14 protein-coding genes are annotated in these 17,216 nt (G+C 43.2%); 4 read left to right on the top strand and 10 right to left on the bottom strand.

What is annotated here, in order from left to right:
- Positions 1–6: 6 nt before the first annotated feature.
- From ACNI29_RS13075 to ACNI29_RS13060, 4 genes are all read left to right on the top strand, one after another.
- A complete protein-coding gene (locus tag ACNI29_RS13075; protein ID WP_419778814.1) occupies positions 7–2,706 on the top strand; it encodes a PAS domain S-box protein in 2,700 nt (899 codons plus the stop codon).
- A gap of 69 nt (positions 2,707–2,775) precedes the next feature.
- Positions 2,776–3,912: a PAS domain-containing sensor histidine kinase gene (locus ACNI29_RS13070; protein ID WP_419778813.1), complete on the top strand. Its 1,137-nt coding sequence runs from the start codon at positions 2,776–2,778 to the stop codon at positions 3,910–3,912.
- A 65-nt stretch (positions 3,913–3,977) separates the two neighbouring features.
- A complete protein-coding gene (locus tag ACNI29_RS13065; RefSeq protein ID WP_419778812.1) occupies positions 3,978–4,379 on the top strand; it encodes a response regulator in 402 nt (133 codons plus the stop codon).
- Positions 4,380–4,510: 131 nt separating this feature from the next.
- A complete protein-coding gene (locus tag ACNI29_RS13060; protein ID WP_419778811.1) occupies positions 4,511–6,766 on the top strand; it encodes a methyl-accepting chemotaxis protein in 2,256 nt (751 codons plus the stop codon).
- Between the two features lie 66 nt (positions 6,767–6,832).
- On the opposite strand, the gene ACNI29_RS13055 is transcribed toward ACNI29_RS13060, so the two are convergent.
- The 10 genes from ACNI29_RS13055 to cuyA all read right to left on the bottom strand — a co-directional run bounded on the left by ACNI29_RS13055 (position 6,833) and on the right by cuyA (position 17,206).
- Positions 6,833–7,798 (bottom strand): IS481 family transposase, encoded by a 966-nt coding sequence (locus ACNI29_RS13055; protein ID WP_419778810.1) that lies wholly within the window; start codon positions 7,796–7,798, stop codon positions 6,833–6,835.
- 476 nt (positions 7,799–8,274) lie between these two features.
- Positions 8,275–8,433, bottom strand: a complete 159-nt coding sequence (locus ACNI29_RS13050) for a transposase (RefSeq protein WP_419782107.1) — start codon at positions 8,431–8,433, stop codon at positions 8,275–8,277.
- Positions 8,434–8,629: 196 nt separating this feature from the next.
- Positions 8,630–9,733, bottom strand: a complete 1,104-nt coding sequence (locus ACNI29_RS13045; protein WP_419778809.1) for an ImmA/IrrE family metallo-endopeptidase — start codon at positions 9,731–9,733, stop codon at positions 8,630–8,632.
- A gap of 10 nt (positions 9,734–9,743) precedes the next feature.
- Positions 9,744–10,397 carry a hypothetical protein gene (locus ACNI29_RS13040; RefSeq protein ID WP_419778808.1) on the bottom strand — a complete coding sequence of 218 codons (654 nt, stop codon included), beginning with the start codon at positions 10,395–10,397 and terminating at the stop codon, positions 9,744–9,746.
- A 725-nt stretch (positions 10,398–11,122) separates the two neighbouring features.
- Entirely contained in the window at positions 11,123–11,785 is a 663-nt protein-coding gene (locus tag ACNI29_RS13035; protein ID WP_419778807.1) for a GntR family transcriptional regulator, read from the bottom strand.
- Positions 11,786–11,943: 158 nt separating this feature from the next.
- On the bottom strand, positions 11,944–13,173 hold the full coding sequence (locus ACNI29_RS13030; protein ID WP_419778806.1) for a hypothetical protein: 1,230 nt from the start codon (positions 13,171–13,173) through the stop codon (positions 11,944–11,946).
- 57 nt (positions 13,174–13,230) lie between these two features.
- Entirely contained in the window at positions 13,231–14,511 is a 1,281-nt protein-coding gene (locus ACNI29_RS13025) for a TRAP transporter large permease (RefSeq protein ID WP_419778805.1), read from the bottom strand.
- A 13-nt stretch (positions 14,512–14,524) separates the two neighbouring features.
- Positions 14,525–15,013, bottom strand: a complete 489-nt coding sequence (locus ACNI29_RS13020) for a TRAP transporter small permease (RefSeq protein WP_419778804.1) — start codon at positions 15,011–15,013, stop codon at positions 14,525–14,527.
- A 62-nt stretch (positions 15,014–15,075) separates the two neighbouring features.
- Positions 15,076–16,074, bottom strand: coding sequence for a TRAP transporter substrate-binding protein (locus tag ACNI29_RS13015; RefSeq protein ID WP_419778803.1), 999 nt, complete (start codon positions 16,072–16,074; stop codon positions 15,076–15,078).
- Positions 16,075–16,204: 130 nt separating this feature from the next.
- Positions 16,205–17,206, bottom strand: coding sequence for a D-cysteate sulfo-lyase (gene cuyA / locus ACNI29_RS13010; RefSeq protein ID WP_419778802.1), 1,002 nt, complete (start codon positions 17,204–17,206; stop codon positions 16,205–16,207).
- Positions 17,207–17,216 lie beyond the last annotated feature (10 nt).

Genomic DNA, 17,216 nt, shown 5'->3' with positions numbered 1-17,216 from the left:
GAACAGATGACAAATGCTCAGCAAGTTAAAATGGCGGACATCTATAAGCTTGTTGTTGAACAATGCCAAGAAGGCATTCTAATTGTTCAACAAGGTCTGGTCCAGTTTGCAAATCCCTACTTGTCAGACTTGTCTGGGTATTCAAATCGAGAGTTTAAGGAACACGGTATTGAAAATTTTGTTCATCCCGAGGACAAAGAATGTGTACTACGACGTCATTTTGATCGATTGAGCGGAAAGGAAGTCCCTCAAAGATATGAATTTCGAGCTATTAAGAAAAATGGGCAAGTGATTTATATCAGCATATCAGGAATATTGATTGAGTGGGAAGGAGCACCAGCTTCATTGAATTTTATTCATGATATTACTTCAGAAGTTAAAGCTAGAAAAGCAGCTCAAATTGCGCATGATAGAATACGAGCTATGTTTGATAATGTCCCAATTGGAATGTTTGAATCTAGCCCAGATGGAAAGTTTTATTATGTGAACAATGCCATCGTTAAGATGCTTGGTTATAATTCTCCTCATGAATTGATTGAATATGTTAACAAAACCTCCATTGCCGAAGCTTTGTATGAAAACGCACAAATGAGACCTGAATTTATCCGTAAGGTAAAAGACGGTAGTTACAATTGGAAGTCATTCAATAATCGTTATAAATGTAAAAGCGGCAAAGCTATTGATGCTATACTTACTTTTTCGACATATTCGGACCCTTTTTCCGGCAAAGATCGGCTTTGCGGTTTTGTGCAGGATGTGACTGATCAGATTGCTACTCTGAATAAATTACGTGAGGCTGAACGTCGTTTTTATTCATTATTTCAATCTGCTCCTACGATGATTTCTTTTGGAGATTTCAAGACGGGGAAATTTATCGATATCAATAAAAAATTTGAAGAAATATCAGGGTATAGTCGTCAAGAAATTATAGGTAAAACTTCAATTGAGTTGGGTTGGCTAACCCCAGAACGACGGAGTATATTAGTAAACGAGCTTAATAAGAAGAAAACAATCAGCAAATTTGTGACTATCAAAAATAAGCAAGGCAAAGAGATTGAGGTCATATACAATGCCGCTCGAGTCGTAATTGGAAATAATGAGTACATGCTTTCAAACCTAGAAGATATTTCTGAACTCAAAGAAATTGAGTCAAAGCTAATTGCAAGTACTGAACAATATAAACTTCTATTCGATTCAGCAAATGATCCTATTTTCGTACATCCATATAATGACAAAAAAATGTCTAAATTCACAGAAGTTAATGCCGTCGCTTGCTCGAAGCTTGGTTATACCCGTGAAGAATTGCTTAAAATGACTCCCCCAGAACTTAACCCTAAAGATGATTACGAAGCAAACAGCAAAGCGTGGAGCATCCTAAAACATGAAGGCAACGTAATTTTTGAAACACATCATATTCCCAAATCGGGGGAAATTATTCCTGTAGAAGTTTCCTGCCGATTGTTCAAAAGAGGTGGTGAAACCAATGTATTGTCAATCGCTCGCGATTGCACAGAACGGAAACAAGCAGAAAAAGCTCTATTGAAAGCTAAAGATTTGGCAGAACAAGCCAATAAAACTAAATCTGAATTTTTAGCCAATATGAGTCATGAATTGCGGACACCTCTTAACGGCATAGTTGGAATGATGCAACTTCTAGAAACAACAGAACTCAACGAGGAGCAGCAAGAATACGCAAATGCGGCAGTAAAATCGTCTGATAGATTAACTCAACTTCTTTCAGATATTCTCGACATTTCGCGAATTGAAGCCGGTAGAATGTTACTGGTTAATAAACCGTTTGATCTGTCAGAAACAGTTGAAGAGGTTTGTCAGCTTTTTACATTAGCAGCTGAACAAAAAGAATTGGACTTTTCATACCATATAGATCCAGCAACTCCTCATTTTTTCGTGGGTGATCGTTTAAGAATTCAACAGGTTCTTAATAACCTTGTTGGTAATGCAATAAAATACACTAATAGTGGCAGTGTTACATTAACTATTCATTTTCAATGTATAAACAACGCTCGTAGCAGGATGTTGTTTTTTGTCTCTGACACTGGTCCCGGCATTCCTGATGAAAAGATTGATGAATTATTTTTACCTTTTACTCAAGCTTCAGCTGGATTTACCAGACAATATGAAGGTGCTGGACTTGGGCTTGCTATCTGTAAACGTCTGGTGGATTTGATGAAAGGAAACCTTACCGTTGATTCTAATCTTAATGAAGGTACGACTATGATTTTAAGTTTGCCCTTAGAAGAGGATATCCAAACAACAAGTGTTGAAGGGACACATAAAGTTAAGAATTCAGGCTCCGTAAAGCTTAAGGTATTGGTCGTAGAAGACGACTACATCAATAACTATGCAGTACGTATTCTCCTTGAAAAGGAGGGGTTCGAAGTTATGTGCGCAGCTACTGGTAAAGAGGCACTGGAAGTTCTTGAAAAGCATAGAATTGATGTCGTCCTTATGGATATCCAGATGCCAGATATGAACGGTATTGAGGCAACGGAAGCTATACGTAAAGGCGAGGCTGGAGATGAGCATATTCGCATACCAATAGTTGCTATGACCGCTTATTCAATGAACGGAGATCGTGAAATATTTTTGAATGCCGGTATGAACAGTTATGTTTCAAAGCCTGTCAGTAAACCCCAATTATTAGATGCAATTGCCGAAGCAATAACGAATCCAGTAATAATTTAATAAAGTATGTTTGGTTAGCCTCTTGATATAAAGTTTGTTTTTAAAGAAATAAAATTGTTGAGGATTAGTATGGATACAAAATTTGCTCCGGCAGAACGTTTTTCAGCAGTACATGTAGAGGAGGACTTTGAAAGCATTTCTCGAAGTTCTTGTGCTCATTATTTTAATTATTTTCCACTTCCCATTCTGGTATTGAATGAAAAAAGACAGGTTGTTTTCAGCAATCATGTATTTTTAGAAATGTTAGGTCAAAAAACAGTCCATGAGTTTATAGGTCAACGACCAGGAGAAATTTTAAATTGCGTTTATTCCAATATGGAACCAGGCGGATGCGGAACATCTGGCTATTGCAGTGAGTGCGGTGCTGTTATTGCTGTTCTTGAAAGCATAAAGACAAACAAGCCATCGACATATGACTGTCAAATACTCCAATTAGTAAATGGAGAAGTTCAGGCACTTGATCTGCGGGTTCACTCTGCTCCATTTAAAGTCAATGGAGCAAACTATTATATAGTGACAGTGATGGATATAGCGGATGAAAAAAATAAAGAGGTTATGGAAAGAGTTTTTTTTCACGATATTCTAAACTCTGCCGGGGGTGCTAAAAGCTTGGTCAATATTTTAATTTCAGAAGGAAATTCGCAAATTAGAGAATCTATGGAGTTATTAAACACCGCCCTGTATGGGCTTGTTGAAGAAATCAAAACACAACAAGAATTTATACAAGCTGAAAAAGGTGATTTTCATATTGAACCAAGACCCCTTCAGTCGCTAGAAATTCTAAACTCTGTGGCTAAAGAATTTCGTTCTCATCAACTAGCAATAAATAAAGATATTCTAATAATACAATCTTCTGAAAATGTTGGAATCAAGACCGAGTATTCTATGCTTAGACGGATACTAATAAACATGATGAAAAATGCATTAGAGGCAACAGATCCGGGTGGAATTATTAAGATCGGTTGTTACAACAAAAATGATTATTGTATTTTTGAAGTCCATAATAGTTATGTGATGGATTTATCCGTACAAAAGCAAGTTTTCAAAAGATCTTTTTCTACAAAAGGTAAGGGACGAGGACTCGGGACATATTCGATAAAGTTACTCACCGAGAATTACCTCGGAGGTCGCGCTAGTTTCGTGTCAAATGAGGAAGTCGGAACAATTTTCAAAGTAGCCTTTAAACTTGACGATGCCACTTCTTAGAGATCTACACACAGCTATTGAGGACAATTGATCTTTTGATTTCATAAAATTGTGCTGGAGGGCTTATGACGGATATTTCTCCAAAAAAGTTCTTGTTGAATATATTAATTGTAGAAGACGAAATAATTAATCAATTAATTCTTAAAAAAGCCCTTGAAAATTTGGGGTGCAATGTCCGTGTAGCGCAAGATGGCAATGAAGCTATCAAATTATTACAGGAAAATTATTTTGAGCTAGTGTTTATGGATATTCAGATCCCATTCATTGATGGCTTAGAAGTTACTAAAAGGTTACGTCTAGGTAAAACTGGAAAGTTAAACAAGAACACACCTGTTTTTGCATATACAGCATTGGCAGGTACTGTTGATAAAAAAGTATATATGGAAGCAGGCATGGGTGGTTGTCTTACTAAACCATTTCATCTTGAAGATGTAGTTTCTTTATTGAATATGGAAGTATTGGTGTAATTGTTACGTTGTTATTCAGGGAGGGTCTAAATTATATAACTGCGTTCTTATTTGTTTAAAAAACAATGATCGTTATGAATTAATATTTTTACAAATGAAGCTAAATTGTTTTTTTCGAAGGGAGTGGGATTATGAATTTTAAATCAATTAAAACAAAAATTGTGCTTAGCTCGGCTTGCTGTATCACAGTTTTAGCAATGGCACTTATATTCTTACAAATCTGGGAGCAAAATAATACAAGTCATTTTGTAGGAGATCGTGTTGATAATTTAATCGAAAAGTCAACCGCGAATGGTCTTTTAGGGATTGCAAAAGGTGAGGCAGGAGTTATTCGTGCTAAACTAGAAGTAAATATTGATACAGCACGAACTTTAGCCAGTGTTTTTAAAACAATGCGCTCTGATGAGTCTACCAGATATAGCGTAAATTTAAGAAAGGTTTTTAATGACATTCTTTTAACAACCCTAAAAGACAACCCCGAATTTTTGGGAACATACAGTGCGTGGGAACCAAACGCTATTGATCCTAATGACTTAATGTATGCAGGTAAGACAAAGGATGGTTATGATAATACAGGTCGTTTTGTCCCATATTGGAATAGGGATAAAAATGGAAATATAGCAAGACAAGCACTTGTAGGATACGAGGATTCAAGCCTGCATCCTAACGGAGTGCGCAAAGGAGGATGGTATCTGAACCCACGAGAAACAGGCAAAGAAAACATACTCGACCCATTTCCTTACATAGTGCAAGGTAAACAGGAAATGTTAACAACCATGTCCGTCCCCATCCGTATTAACAACAAATTTGTTGGGATAGGCGGAACAGACTTACGTTTGGACTTCGTGCAAGACCTTGCGAAAGATGTAGCTAAAGGACTTTATAAAGGAAAAGCAACAGTACAGGTTATAAGCTATATGGGTATAATTGTTGCCGATAGCTCTACCCCTAAAAATGTTGGGAAACCCATATCCCAGACAGATAGCACACATGCAGATAAGATAAGTCAAAAAGTTAAGGCAGCAGAATCATACATAAACTTGGGCAAAGAAGATGGTATTGTTCTGGCTATGGCACCGATACCATTAGGGAATACAGGAACTCCTTGGGCAGTTCTGATAACAGTGCCCAGAAATATAGTTTTTGCCGATGCAATTCAACTAAGTAAAGATATGTCTGAAAATAGCAGGAGTAGCTTTCAGACAGCAATTCTAACTGGAATAGGTGTAGCAGTTCTGGCATGTGTGACTCTCTGGTTTTTAGCAGGAGCCATCGTTGCGCCAGTGAAAAAATCTGTGAATTTTGCTGAAGCTGTGGCTAATGGTGATTTTAATCAAAAATTAGACATCAACCAAGCTGATGAAATTGGAGTACTCGCTGAAGCTTTGAAAAAAATGGTTGAAAATTTGAAAAAAATGATTCTTGAGGCTGAAGAAAAAAGTAAAGCCGCAGAAGAAGAAGCGGCCCGCGCCAATATTGCAGTAGAAGAAGCTAACGAAGCTAAAGAACTAGCTGCTAGAGCGGAGAAAGAAGGCAAACTCCAAGCAGCTAGAGACCTTGAAGAAGTAGTAAGTATTGTAACTTCAGCTTCTGAACAGCTTTCAGCTCAAATTGAACAGTCAACAAGAAGCACTAGTGAACAATATGCACAAATTAGTGAAGCAGCCACTGCGATGGAAGAAATGAATGCAACGGTTCTTGAGGTTGCACAAAATGCTTCTAGCTCAGCCGAAACAGCGAGTATGACAAAAGATAAAGCCCAAGCTGGGTCTAGTCTTGTCACCAAAGTTTTGACCAGTATGGAAGAAGTTCAAAGTGTAGCCCAGAAACTAAAAGACGATGTAACTATTCTTGGTAAAGATGCTGAAGGAATAGGTCAGGTCATGGAAGTGATCTCTGATATTGCCGACCAAACCAACCTACTAGCTTTAAATGCAGCGATTGAAGCTGCCCGTGCTGGGGATGCTGGACGTGGTTTTGCTGTAGTTGCGGATGAAGTTCGAAAACTTGCAGAAAAAACTATGGACGCAACCCAAGAAGTTGGTGCTGCAATCAAGAAGATTCAGCAAGGAACTAATGCAAATATAGGCCATGTTGAAACAGCTGTGGGGAAAATTAACGAAACGGCGCAGCTGTCAGAACAATCTGGAGAAGCTTTGAATTCGATCGTTTCGTTTGTCGATCAGACCTCTGAACAGGTACAGAGTATAGCAACTGCTTCAGAGGAGCAATCTGCTACCAGCGAAGAGATTAATAGATCTTTGGGGCAAGTTGCTGAAATTTCTTCTGAAACAAAGCAGGCTATGCAGGAATCTGCTAAGGCTGTTGATGAAATGGCGAAACAAGCCCAAGTTCTGCAAAATCTTATAAATCAGATGAAAAGCTAGTTATATTTAAAATTAATTAGCTGGAAAACAAACCATAAAAGCAGTCAATTTTGGGGTTAATAGACATCATTTCAACTTTTTTACCGCTTGTTCGCGCTTGTAATGCTGCTCCCTTATCGGCTCTTCTTCTGGGAAATAGTTGGCAACCACTTCATCTGAGAACGGCGTTTTCTTGTTGAGTTCGTAATAGCGATCCATTGGAGTTTTGCCACCAAGAGAGGAGTGAGGGCGATGCCAGTTATAGAAATGCTGCCACTCATCAAGCTTGTCGTGCAAGTCAGGAGCAGAAAGGTCAGCAGTAGCATAAAATTCTTGTAAATCTGTTTTGTGACCCCGTTCAACTTTTCCGTTTAAATGCGGAGAATATGGTTTTATAGGTCTGAACTTTATACAGTATTCTTTCAACCATTCTTGGACCTTGTAAGCAAAAAACTCGCGTCCCCGATCTGTTTGAACCCTCTGAATTGGAAAAGGCATTTCTTCAACAACACGGTCTAGAAATCTAATCGTATTTGCTGCGGTTCGACGCGGATATAAGCCCATAACTTTGTAGCGAGAACAATCATCAATGGCTGCATAGTGATAAAGTCCAGGAGCAATTTTGCATACGTCAATTTGTACCCTATCTCCCGGAATAGGACGATTGTAGCGTTTAGTGTGCTTTCTTCTTTTAAACTTGCTGGGCAGGTGGCCTTTCTTGTTTCTGTTCAGTACTTTCTGGATTGTTGGCGGCGACAACTTGATATCGTGGAGACGTAATAGCTCGCTGCTAATCCGTTTTGCGCCGAGATGCCTTTCTTCTCTCATGGAAAGAATGATGAACTCGGTTGCAGAGCAGACTTTCTGTCTCGGAGAAGATTTGGGGCGACGGGACATATCTGTCAACCCGTCAATGCCGGACTCTTTATAGCGGCGATACCACTTCCTCAAAGTTGGGCGAGAAATGCCACATCGACGGCAGACAAATCCGGCATCACCGACTTCCTCGTAGAGCTTTACCCAGCCCAATCTGGCGCGCTGCTTTTCAGTCATGATCGAAGGTTATCAGTTGAAACGATCTATGTTAACCCCACAAGTCAATCTAATTTAAGATTGGCTGCTTTACAAATTTCCTCAACGACATTTACACATTAATACGGCACGCATAAAAATCAGTCTCACCCCCACTCCACGAGCCCCATAATCATCCCCAAAAAACAGGGTCAACCGGGACGGTCAACCTATGGTCAACCAATGCCTATAACACCCCTATAACATCACTGAAAAATGTTGACCCCCAAGAAATAAAGATCAATAAATCCAAACCATTAAGACCGTTACCCTGTGCTTGACACGCAAGGGGTCAGCAGTTCAAATCTGCTCGTGCCTACCAGAGAATTCAAGGACTTAAGATTTTAATCTTAAGTCCTTTTTTCGTTTGGCGAACCAGTCGGGGAACCAGGGTCTACACCAAACAAAGGGGCGCAAGCCCGATTGACCAAATTTCCAACCGTTGATGTTCTTCTCGACTACCTGCACAAAACCCGTACACGCAGCCGATAATTTTCAAAGTTTCTGAACCCGTATGCTCGCCTCTGGATACGCTTCATCTTGCGATGAAATCCTTCGGTTGTTCCGTTGCTTTTGCTGTAGCGAAACATCCGGAGTATCGAATCTCTTAAATATATGCGCTACGTTGCCGAGGCCATACAAAATTCCGTTCCGCAATGACATTCTGCCAACCAAGTTGATGCTGGGAGCTGATTATTTTGAATTAGGACCAGAATGGTTCCTATAAAAAAATGGGTAAACACACCTTTAACAAAATGAAAAAGCCGGTCTCCTGCGAGACCGGCCCAAATCTACTTCTCGATAATAAAGAGATTATTCCCGAATAGAAACAATCTTAGACTGCTTTTGAACTTTAGGAGCTAAATCATTAATAATATTTGCAGGAACCTGCTGAACTTCGAGTAGGGCCATCAATTCCGAAGAATTCAACCCAAGTTCTTCAGTTATGTCGGACATAGAAATTTCATCCTTCACAAGCTCTAAGGCCTGCGTTAGAAGCACAGGCTTTGTTTTTTTGAACTCTCCCGACTCGTTCATGCGCTCCCCCCTCATACTAATCTGCTTCATTCCCCATCTATAACTGGACTCTGTCATTATATGGAGTTGTTTAGCTCTGTACATACAAGCTTGAATAGACATGTACCACCGCTGCTTCAACTCAAGATATGCCCCATAATGCCACCTTCTAGGGCATTCTTGTTTAAAAAGTTCAGCAGGAGCGAGAAACGAGCCAGCAAACCAGTTTGCTTCTCTCTCTTTATTCACCAAATTTGCTTCAGAATCCTCATGAAGCACCAAATGTCCTAGCTCATGGGCCAAATCAAATTGTTGCCTACTGGCAGGCTTGTTATAATCAACCATTACGCAAGGGCGACCATCAATATAAGTAGAATAAGCATCTAAGTCGCTACTATTTGCATCAAGCAAGATCACGAACACGCCATGCTCTTCTAAAACATTCATAAGAGTTGGAAGAGGTATTATACCAAGCTCCCAATGATCACGCACCAAACCTGAAATTCTTTCCAACTGACCCAATGGAACATTGCCATATTTGGGAACATTAGGCTTGGGAAAATTAACCCCTAGCCCTTCCAAAAAATTGAAAAGCTGCAATACAAGCCTACCATAAGCAATGCTTTGCTTTTTTAAGCCTTGGGTAGCTACTCGCTTAGACCTAAAATTACATTCAGCAAGACATGCCTCAGGGGTAACACTTACATCAGAAAAAAAAGACGGCTTCACAGCTAAAGCCATCGCAATTGACGTAAAGGTATCAATATCCGGCCTCATCTTACCGTTTTCAATTTGAGTAATTGCACTTGGCGTCTTCTGAACTTTCTCTGCTAACGCCTTTTTCGAATATCCCCGCAACTCACGCGCGAGGGTAACTTTACTCGGAGAAAAATTGTCCAAGTAAAATCTACTAGTCCGAACTTGACTCACCTTCATTCCTCTCTTCTTTGCGAACTTCCCTGCCAACTAACTGCTTAGTTGAGGGCTCGGAATCAGGTATTCTGACATTCACACCGCTGTCAACAACTTGTTCTGTCTCGCCATCGTATAATGTGTACAACGGCACACACTGAACTTTATCCGAATTATGCTCAACAGAAATCATATTACCGATAAAAGCTTTTCTAACCCCGAAATCACGATCTACAACATATCCTACATACAGGTTAACTTGGTCGGTGGCAGGAGCCTCCATAAACGGCAGTGGCAAATTTATGTCCTTTGCAGCTCTTTTTGCTGCTTTTCCACCACGAGGTAGCAGATCTTCAGGGTCAACCTTGTGAACCCTGAATTTAAAACCATCTACACTTAAAACCAAATCGTTAGGAGCGTCCTCACGGACTTCTATACCGCTATCCCTCGGAATTGCTGACAAACGATTGAATGCATTACGCCAGCCATATGAGCCAATGCTATAGCCATCATTGAATTCTTCGTCCAAAAAGTATGCTTCCAAAGCTACATCGACAGAATCAAAAATACGAGGAAGAACGTGCTGTGCAATCAAATCTGTAGTGTGTGCCGGAATCTGAATGCGATAAGAATCAAGAAAAGAATCGGGCATTATTTCACCTCGGTTAGTTGTTAGCGACAGAATCTAAATCTCACACCGATAACACAAAGTCAAGTTCAACAGCTTTTTTTACACAAAAATTAATCACAGCATATCAACAAAAAACAAACAGTAAGTTCGACAGCAAAAAAGAGCACCAAGAGCCTCAATTCAAATTCCCAATTTCAGAGCCCCTCCGGTTCCCCACCCGATTTCGCCAATGCAGATTAAACACATGATATTATTGACTATATACTCTGGTTCCGATTTCTTCAGTGGTTCCAATCTTAGCTCTTGTTGCGGTGTTTGGTGATCTGCTTTCCTTGGTAGCAAGGGGGTATGCGTGTCTTAACTCTCCTCATCTATGCGCCAACGCAGCCGAGGCCCCAATAGCAATGGGCACAGGATTCAAAAGCCAACGACCACGAGCCTTACCTATAAATGTTGGGTTAACATGAACATAACCATTACGGAGTAAAACTATGATACTCCCCCAACAATCTGAATACAACCCAGTCAGATCTCCCACCACATACCAGCATCTACCTATCGACCAACCCAACAAGAAATAGCCGTACTTCAGTACGGGAGCTTTCTCATGGTGAAGATTCTCTTCCCCCAAGACAGGGTCAACCAATGCTATACACTGAAAAATGTTGCCCCCAAAAAAAATGGCAGCCTCCTAAGAAGCTGCCACAAAAAATTATGAATACTGACACAAATATCAAAAGGGAGAGCTACTCTCTGTCCACCCCGAACTCTGCCATTCGCTTTCCGGAGTCGCTGTAATGCTCCCGGATAACCATTTCAACAGTCTGAGGATCACCACTTTTGAGCGCATCAAGAATAGCAAGATGACGCTCGTAAAACTCGGATGATGAATAGACATTAACCCAGAACTTGTAGAGCAGAAACTTTGAGATTCCCTGACATGAGCGCCGGCACAACTCAATGATCAATGCATTATCAATACGGGAAAAAAGTATAGCGTGAAATGAATTATCGAGAACAACGAATTGCTCTGGCTTTGCCCCAGATTCGGCTAGACTGCGCATATCCTCAACCAACGTTTCCATTGCTGAGAAATCTTCCTGCGTATAGGAAGACAATGCTTTTGCTACTGCCGCCGCTTCAAGAACTCCCCCAGTAAAATAGCTGTCCATGATATCCTTTGAAGTCAAGGCCGAGATATATTTACCTTTCTGAGGCTCGGACTGGATGAGGCCTTCACGCGACAACTGTTGCATAGCTTCACGAATAGGCGCACGACTGATACCGAGTCTTTTGGAAAGCTCAACTTCTTTGACCTGATCTCCAGGAGACAATTCACCTTCAAGCAGTTGCTGCCTTATATAATCGGCAACCTGCTCGCTATAGGTCATTTTTTTAATACCTTTCATTGATTCTCCGGTACTGAAAGGGAGGCTAGTATCTGAAAATATTTTAGTAAAACTTGATCTCATTAAGTTATCGTCAATTTTATGGATTGTCGAGTCCTGCTGATAGTAAGGACAGACCTCTACTTGTGAAATGTCTGACATCAGGGGATATCGATATATTAAAAAAGGAAATTATGCTCCGCCTCGTCGAAAGAAAACCTTTCGTCAAGTTGAGCCTGAGCTTTCACTGCATTGGCAGCCAATTCTGGCAGAGCTTTGGCTATGACATCAATATACATAGCCGCATCTTCAGCGTTGAAAGACGGAATTTTCCATTCCTTGATGTAGTTCTCAGATACAGCCATAGAGAGTACCGCACTTGTGCCCGGCATAATTCCACCACCGCCTACCTGATCATGCATATGCTCACTCATAAAAGTCACCCCACCGGCATCCTGACTTACCAAAAGAGCCAGTTCACTGATAAGCTTCACCTTTTCAGCAGAAGTCGCTGCGTTCGAGAAAGACTTTCCAAGATCAGCAATGCGTCCGCCAAGTGACCGCACAGCATCTTTCAGTTCCCCGGTATACCTCGGGTAGGCTGTGTCCGAACTCAGGTAAGACAAATCAGCTTGCTGCACACCGGAAAGAAGAGCGTCATATACATATTGATTATCAGTTTCTGCGTTGATACGGATCCACATGCGGTCATAATCCACACCTTCGCAAAGAGCAGGAACGTAGGCTTTACTCTCAAGGATGATGGTTGGCAAGCGGTCAAGACCGAGATCTTTCATCGCCCGGCCCTTGTCACCAAGGGCGATGTTTCCTTCAAGGTCTTCATCAGGACCGAGGCCGCCATCGTTGGCGTTGACCAAAGCCATGACTGAAACCGGTATTTCATCTATGATCAACCGGGTAGCAATGCATCCACCAATCTTACCGGGCATATCTTCATTGCCGCGAATGAAGCAGCCGGGAAATTTCTTTTCAAAAGTATCCATCACCGCCAGACAGCAGGCTGCCTGAAACGCCACCGGACCTTCCAGCACTCCCTGACCATAAATACGGCCAAAAACCTGAAAAGCCACGGACTGGCTGTAATTGGCATCAAGACCTTTTGCCGCCTCAACAAGTTCAGCTTCATGGGGAGTGAATCCGCGGCGGGCAATTGCTTTACCTGTGCCACCGTCATTGGTGGTCACGGAAACTTCACCGCTGTATAGATTTACCGAAACAGATGCGATGGTGGTATCTGCTGAGTAGGCATTTTTAATAATTTCAATGGCTGCAGCGAACCCTGCTGAATCATCCTGCACAAAACCGCAATGGCTGTGTACATGCCCTACTCCGGCATGACCGGAAATGCCTATAATACTCTTCCCTTCAGGACAGGGGGTGATGTGCATGTTGAACTCCGAAAAAGATTGCCCGCCGCCTGGAGGTGGACGGCGGGCAGGGTATTATTACAGCCCGGGCAGCCAGAGTGCCAAGGGCGGGAAGAAGACAATGACAAGTAAAGCCAGAATCATGGTGAACAGGAACGGCATAACTGCGGCACTGAGTTTCTCAATGCTGATGTTACCAATACTGCAGCCTACGAAGAGGTTAACACCGACCGGGGGAGTAAGGAAGCCCATGGATGCGCAAACAATCATGACAATACCGAAATGGATCGGGTTCATGCCCAGAACCTTAACCACCGGCAAAAGCAACGGGGTCAGGATCAGAATATTTGCCAGTGCGTCCATAAAAGTTCCCATGATCAGCAGAAAGACCAGGATAATGGGGATAAGAACATATTTATTGTCGGAAACCCCTACGAGGAAGTTAACGAGCATATCAGGAACATTGTAGAAAAGCAGAATCTGACCCAGCGCAGTAGCTGTGGCAACAACCAGAAAGATGGATGCAGTAGTCAGAGCTGTTCCCTTGAAGATCTCAGTAACCTTATTCCAGCTTAAAGTGCGCAGCACGAGTCCTTCGGCAACAAAGGCGTAGAGAACCGCAATAACACCAGCTTCGGTGGGAGTGGTCAGACCGCCGTAGATACCACCGAGAACGATAAGCGGAACCATGAGGGCCACTATGGAATCTTTAAGTGCGGTCATGATTTCTTTGAAAGAAGCACGCTCTCCGGTTCCGGTATATCCGTACTTCTTAGACAGGACGTAGCTGCATGCCATCAGGCAAAGACCTACAAAAATACCGGGAAGAACACCTGCGATAAACAGATCTCCGACAGATACACCTGCAGTGGTTCCATAGATAATCAACGGAACACTGGGTGGGATCATAACGCCCAGACAACCCGCTGCGGTGTTGACGGCAGTAGAGAAGGAGGTGCTATAGCCTTCTTTTTTCATGGAGGGCACCATGATTCCGCCAACAGCCGCAACGGTTGCAGGAGCTGAACCGGACAATGCTCCGTAGAACATGCTGGTAAGGATGGAAATGTGTGCCATACCGCCGGTAATATGACCGACAAGGCTCTTGGAAACGGTCAACAGACGCTGAGCCATACTCCCCTTCTGCATTATCTCACCCGCCATAATGAAGAACGGGACCGCCATGAGCGGGAATACATCAAGAGATGTGACCATTTTCTGGATCAGGAATTCATAAGGCAGCATGTCGCCTGCCCAGATACCCACGATTACGCTCATTCCGATGGCGATGCCGATAGGTACGCTCAGGAACAGAAATGATGCGAGGGCAAGAAATGTAAGGATGATTGCGGTATCCATATATATAAACCTTCTATTTTTCCACCGGGGAGGCGAATTTAATATCTCCCCGAATAATGGAGAGCACGCGCTGTGCGGTGCGGATGGCCATGAAGCTCATACCGACGGGAACACTAAGAAAGACCCAGTACATCTGGATTTCAAGAGCCGGGGTTTTCTGGCCTGTGCCAGCAAGAAAATTGACCATCTGGAATCCCCAAACTGCGGTGCAGACACAGAACCCAATGGTGCAGATATAGGCCGCCAAAGTTACGTATTTGGCGATGTTGGGACCAAAACTACGCAGAATGGTCACTTCCAAATGACGGTCTTTCTGGGTTGCGTAGCTGCAACCGACATATACAGACCAGATGAAGAGGTAACGGGCCAGTTCTTCGGACCAGTCCAGCGAACTTTGCAGGACGTAGCGCATGAAGACCTGAACAGCGATGATCAGGGCCATGCCTGCGAGACAGGTGGACGAGACAACCCCTTCGACTTTATCGAATATTTTTTTACTCATGGCGCTCACGCTTTTTAAACAGCGGCCACCGGGAAAGGTTGATCCGGTGACCGCTGTATGTGTTACTTATTGCCGGCAGCGATAGTTGCTTTAGCTCTTTCAATCAGGTCTTTGCCAATACGTTTTTCAAACTGGGTGTATACGCCTTTGGTAGCTTCAGCCCAGCGAGCACGTTCTTCAGGGGTGAGAGTGTAAACAGTCACGCCTTTGTCGGCCAATTTAGCCATGATTTCTTTTTCACCGTCACGAATGAGTTTGCGTTCGTAAAGCTTAGCTTCTTCGAAAGCTTCGAGGATGATTACTTTGTCTGCATCGTCGAGGGAATCGAGGAAACGTTTGGACATCATTACGAGGTGGGGGGAGTACAGGGAGTTAACGATAGTCAGGTTGTTGTTAACTTCGGGGAAATTGTTGTGCCATGCGAGGTTGAGGTCGATATCGATGCCATCAACGGTTTTCTGCTGCAGGGCGGTGTATACTTCACCCCAGGAAATAGGAGTAGAGTTGATACCGAGAGCCTTCAGAGTAGCGATGTGTGCTTTGGAAGGAGTAGAACGAATTTTAAGGCCTTTGGCGTCTGCAAGGGTCTTAACGGTGCGCTGGTTGTTCCACAGGTTACGGAAACCGATTTCAATATAACCGAGACCGATGATACCGGTTTTTTCAAGTGCTTTTGCAGCGGTCATACCGATGGAACCGTCAGTAATCAGATCAGCAGCTTCATAGTTGGGGAACAGGAAAGGCAGGTCAAAGATCAGGAAATCATCGGAGAAAGGAGCAAGGTTCGGTGTGGATGCGGAACCCATCTGAAGCATATTGAACTGGAGACCCTGAACAACTGCGTCAAAGTTACCGAATTTGGAGCTGTCGTAGATATCAACGCGAAATCTGTTGTCAGTGCGGGTTTCAACTAGTTCTTTAAATTTCTCAAAAGCCTGTCCCATGGGGTGCTGGGGAACGTTGGGGTGAGCCAGTTTAATAACTGTGGGACCTGCAAAAGCGGCGGTAGACATTACCAGAACAGCCGCGAGAGCGATCAGAAGTGCGTAAATACGTGACATTGATTTCTCCTCATTTTGGGAAGCGTTTCAACTACTGTCGTACCGCTTCGCTTTACAAAATCTAAACCTTAATAAGCTTAAGCCATTATTGAAAGGCCCGCACCCCAAAAGTACGGGCCTTTTTAATTGATTAGCCGCGGAAGGTATCCAGATATGCATAGAGAGCGGGGGAGCCGCCGGTATGCAGGAAGAGTACGTTGGAACCTTCGGGGAAATGACCTTTGCGGACGAGGTCTACAAGACCGGCCATTGCTTTACCGGAGTAAACCGGGTCAAGCAGGATACCTTCGGTGGAAGCGAGAAGTTTCACAGCTTCAACCATGGAATCGGTGGGCAGGGAGTAGCCGGGGCCTACGTAAGAATCAAAGCATTCAACAGCTTCAGCGGGGATGCCGCCTTCAACGCCTACACGCTCAGCAGTTTCTACTGCCAGCTTGTGTACAATGCCTTCCTGAACGTCTTTGGGACGGCTTACGTTAACACCGGAAACAGGGATGTTTGCGTTGCAGCCGTGCATACCGACAACAATACCTGCGTGAGTTCCTGCGGAACCGGAAGGAACAACCATGTGGTCGATGTTCAGGCCCATTTCGAAAAGCTGCTGCAGGGTTTCTTCTGCACAAGCTACGTAACCGGTAGCACCGATGGTGTTGGATGCGCCGCCGGGGATGATGTAGGGCTTTTTGCCTTCAGCTTCGAGCTTAGCAGCCAGTTTTTTCATTTCACCCATCATGTCGGAACCACCGGGAACTACGTCGATGGATTTAACACCCATGATCTGAAACAGGAAGTTGTTACCGGACGCTTCGGGGCTGTAGCTGCCTTTTACACGTTCTTCGAGAACGAGATGGCAGTCCATGCCTTCTTTAACAGCCCAGGAAAGGGTAAGGCGGCAGTGGTTGGACTGAACTGCGCCGCAGGTGATGATGGTGTCAGCACCGTTATCAATAGCGTCTGCAATGCAGAAGTCCAGTTTACGGGTTTTGTTACCGCCGGAGCAACCGGGAAGCAGGTCGTCGCGCTTGATGAAGATGTTTACTTTACCACCCAGAGCTTCAGAGAAAGCCGGAACAGCTTCGATGGGAGTAGCAGACTGAACATAACCACGACGGGAAAATTTAGCGAGGTTCATAATTTTTTCC

Origin of the sequence: Maridesulfovibrio spiralis (SeqCode), from assembly GCF_048571135.1 — a bacterium.
GTDB lineage: Bacteria > Desulfobacterota > Desulfovibrionia > Desulfovibrionales > Desulfovibrionaceae > Maridesulfovibrio > Maridesulfovibrio spiralis.
Note: the sequence above shows the minus strand (reverse complement) of the source record. Positions and strands in the feature narration are given on the sequence as shown.

Bases quoted from the DNA above. Each gene is read 5' to 3' on its own strand.
- ACNI29_RS13075 (WP_419778814.1), top strand. From the start codon at position 7: ATGACAAATGCTCAGCAAGTTAAAATGGCGGACATCTATAAGCTTGTT.
- ACNI29_RS13070 (WP_419778813.1), top strand. From the start codon at position 2,776: ATGGATACAAAATTTGCTCCGGCAGAACGTTTTTCAGCAGTACATGTA.
- ACNI29_RS13065 (WP_419778812.1), top strand. From the start codon at position 3,978: ATGACGGATATTTCTCCAAAAAAGTTCTTGTTGAATATATTAATTGTA.
- ACNI29_RS13060 (WP_419778811.1), top strand. From the start codon at position 4,511: ATGAATTTTAAATCAATTAAAACAAAAATTGTGCTTAGCTCGGCTTGC.
- ACNI29_RS13055 (WP_419778810.1), bottom strand. From the start codon at position 7,798: ATGACTGAAAAGCAGCGCGCCAGATTGGGCTGGGTAAAGCTCTACGAG.
- ACNI29_RS13040 (WP_419778808.1), bottom strand. From the start codon at position 10,397: ATGCCCGATTCTTTTCTTGATTCTTATCGCATTCAGATTCCGGCACAC.
- ACNI29_RS13035 (WP_419778807.1), bottom strand. From the start codon at position 11,785: ATGAAAGGTATTAAAAAAATGACCTATAGCGAGCAGGTTGCCGATTAT.
- ACNI29_RS13030 (WP_419778806.1), bottom strand. From the start codon at position 13,173: ATGCACATCACCCCCTGTCCTGAAGGGAAGAGTATTATAGGCATTTCC.
- ACNI29_RS13025 (WP_419778805.1), bottom strand. From the start codon at position 14,511: ATGGATACCGCAATCATCCTTACATTTCTTGCCCTCGCATCATTTCTG.
- ACNI29_RS13020 (WP_419778804.1), bottom strand. From the start codon at position 15,013: ATGAGTAAAAAAATATTCGATAAAGTCGAAGGGGTTGTCTCGTCCACC.
- ACNI29_RS13015 (WP_419778803.1), bottom strand. From the start codon at position 16,074: ATGTCACGTATTTACGCACTTCTGATCGCTCTCGCGGCTGTTCTGGTA.
- cuyA (WP_419778802.1), bottom strand. From the start codon at position 17,206: ATGAACCTCGCTAAATTTTCCCGTCGTGGTTATGTTCAGTCTGCTACT.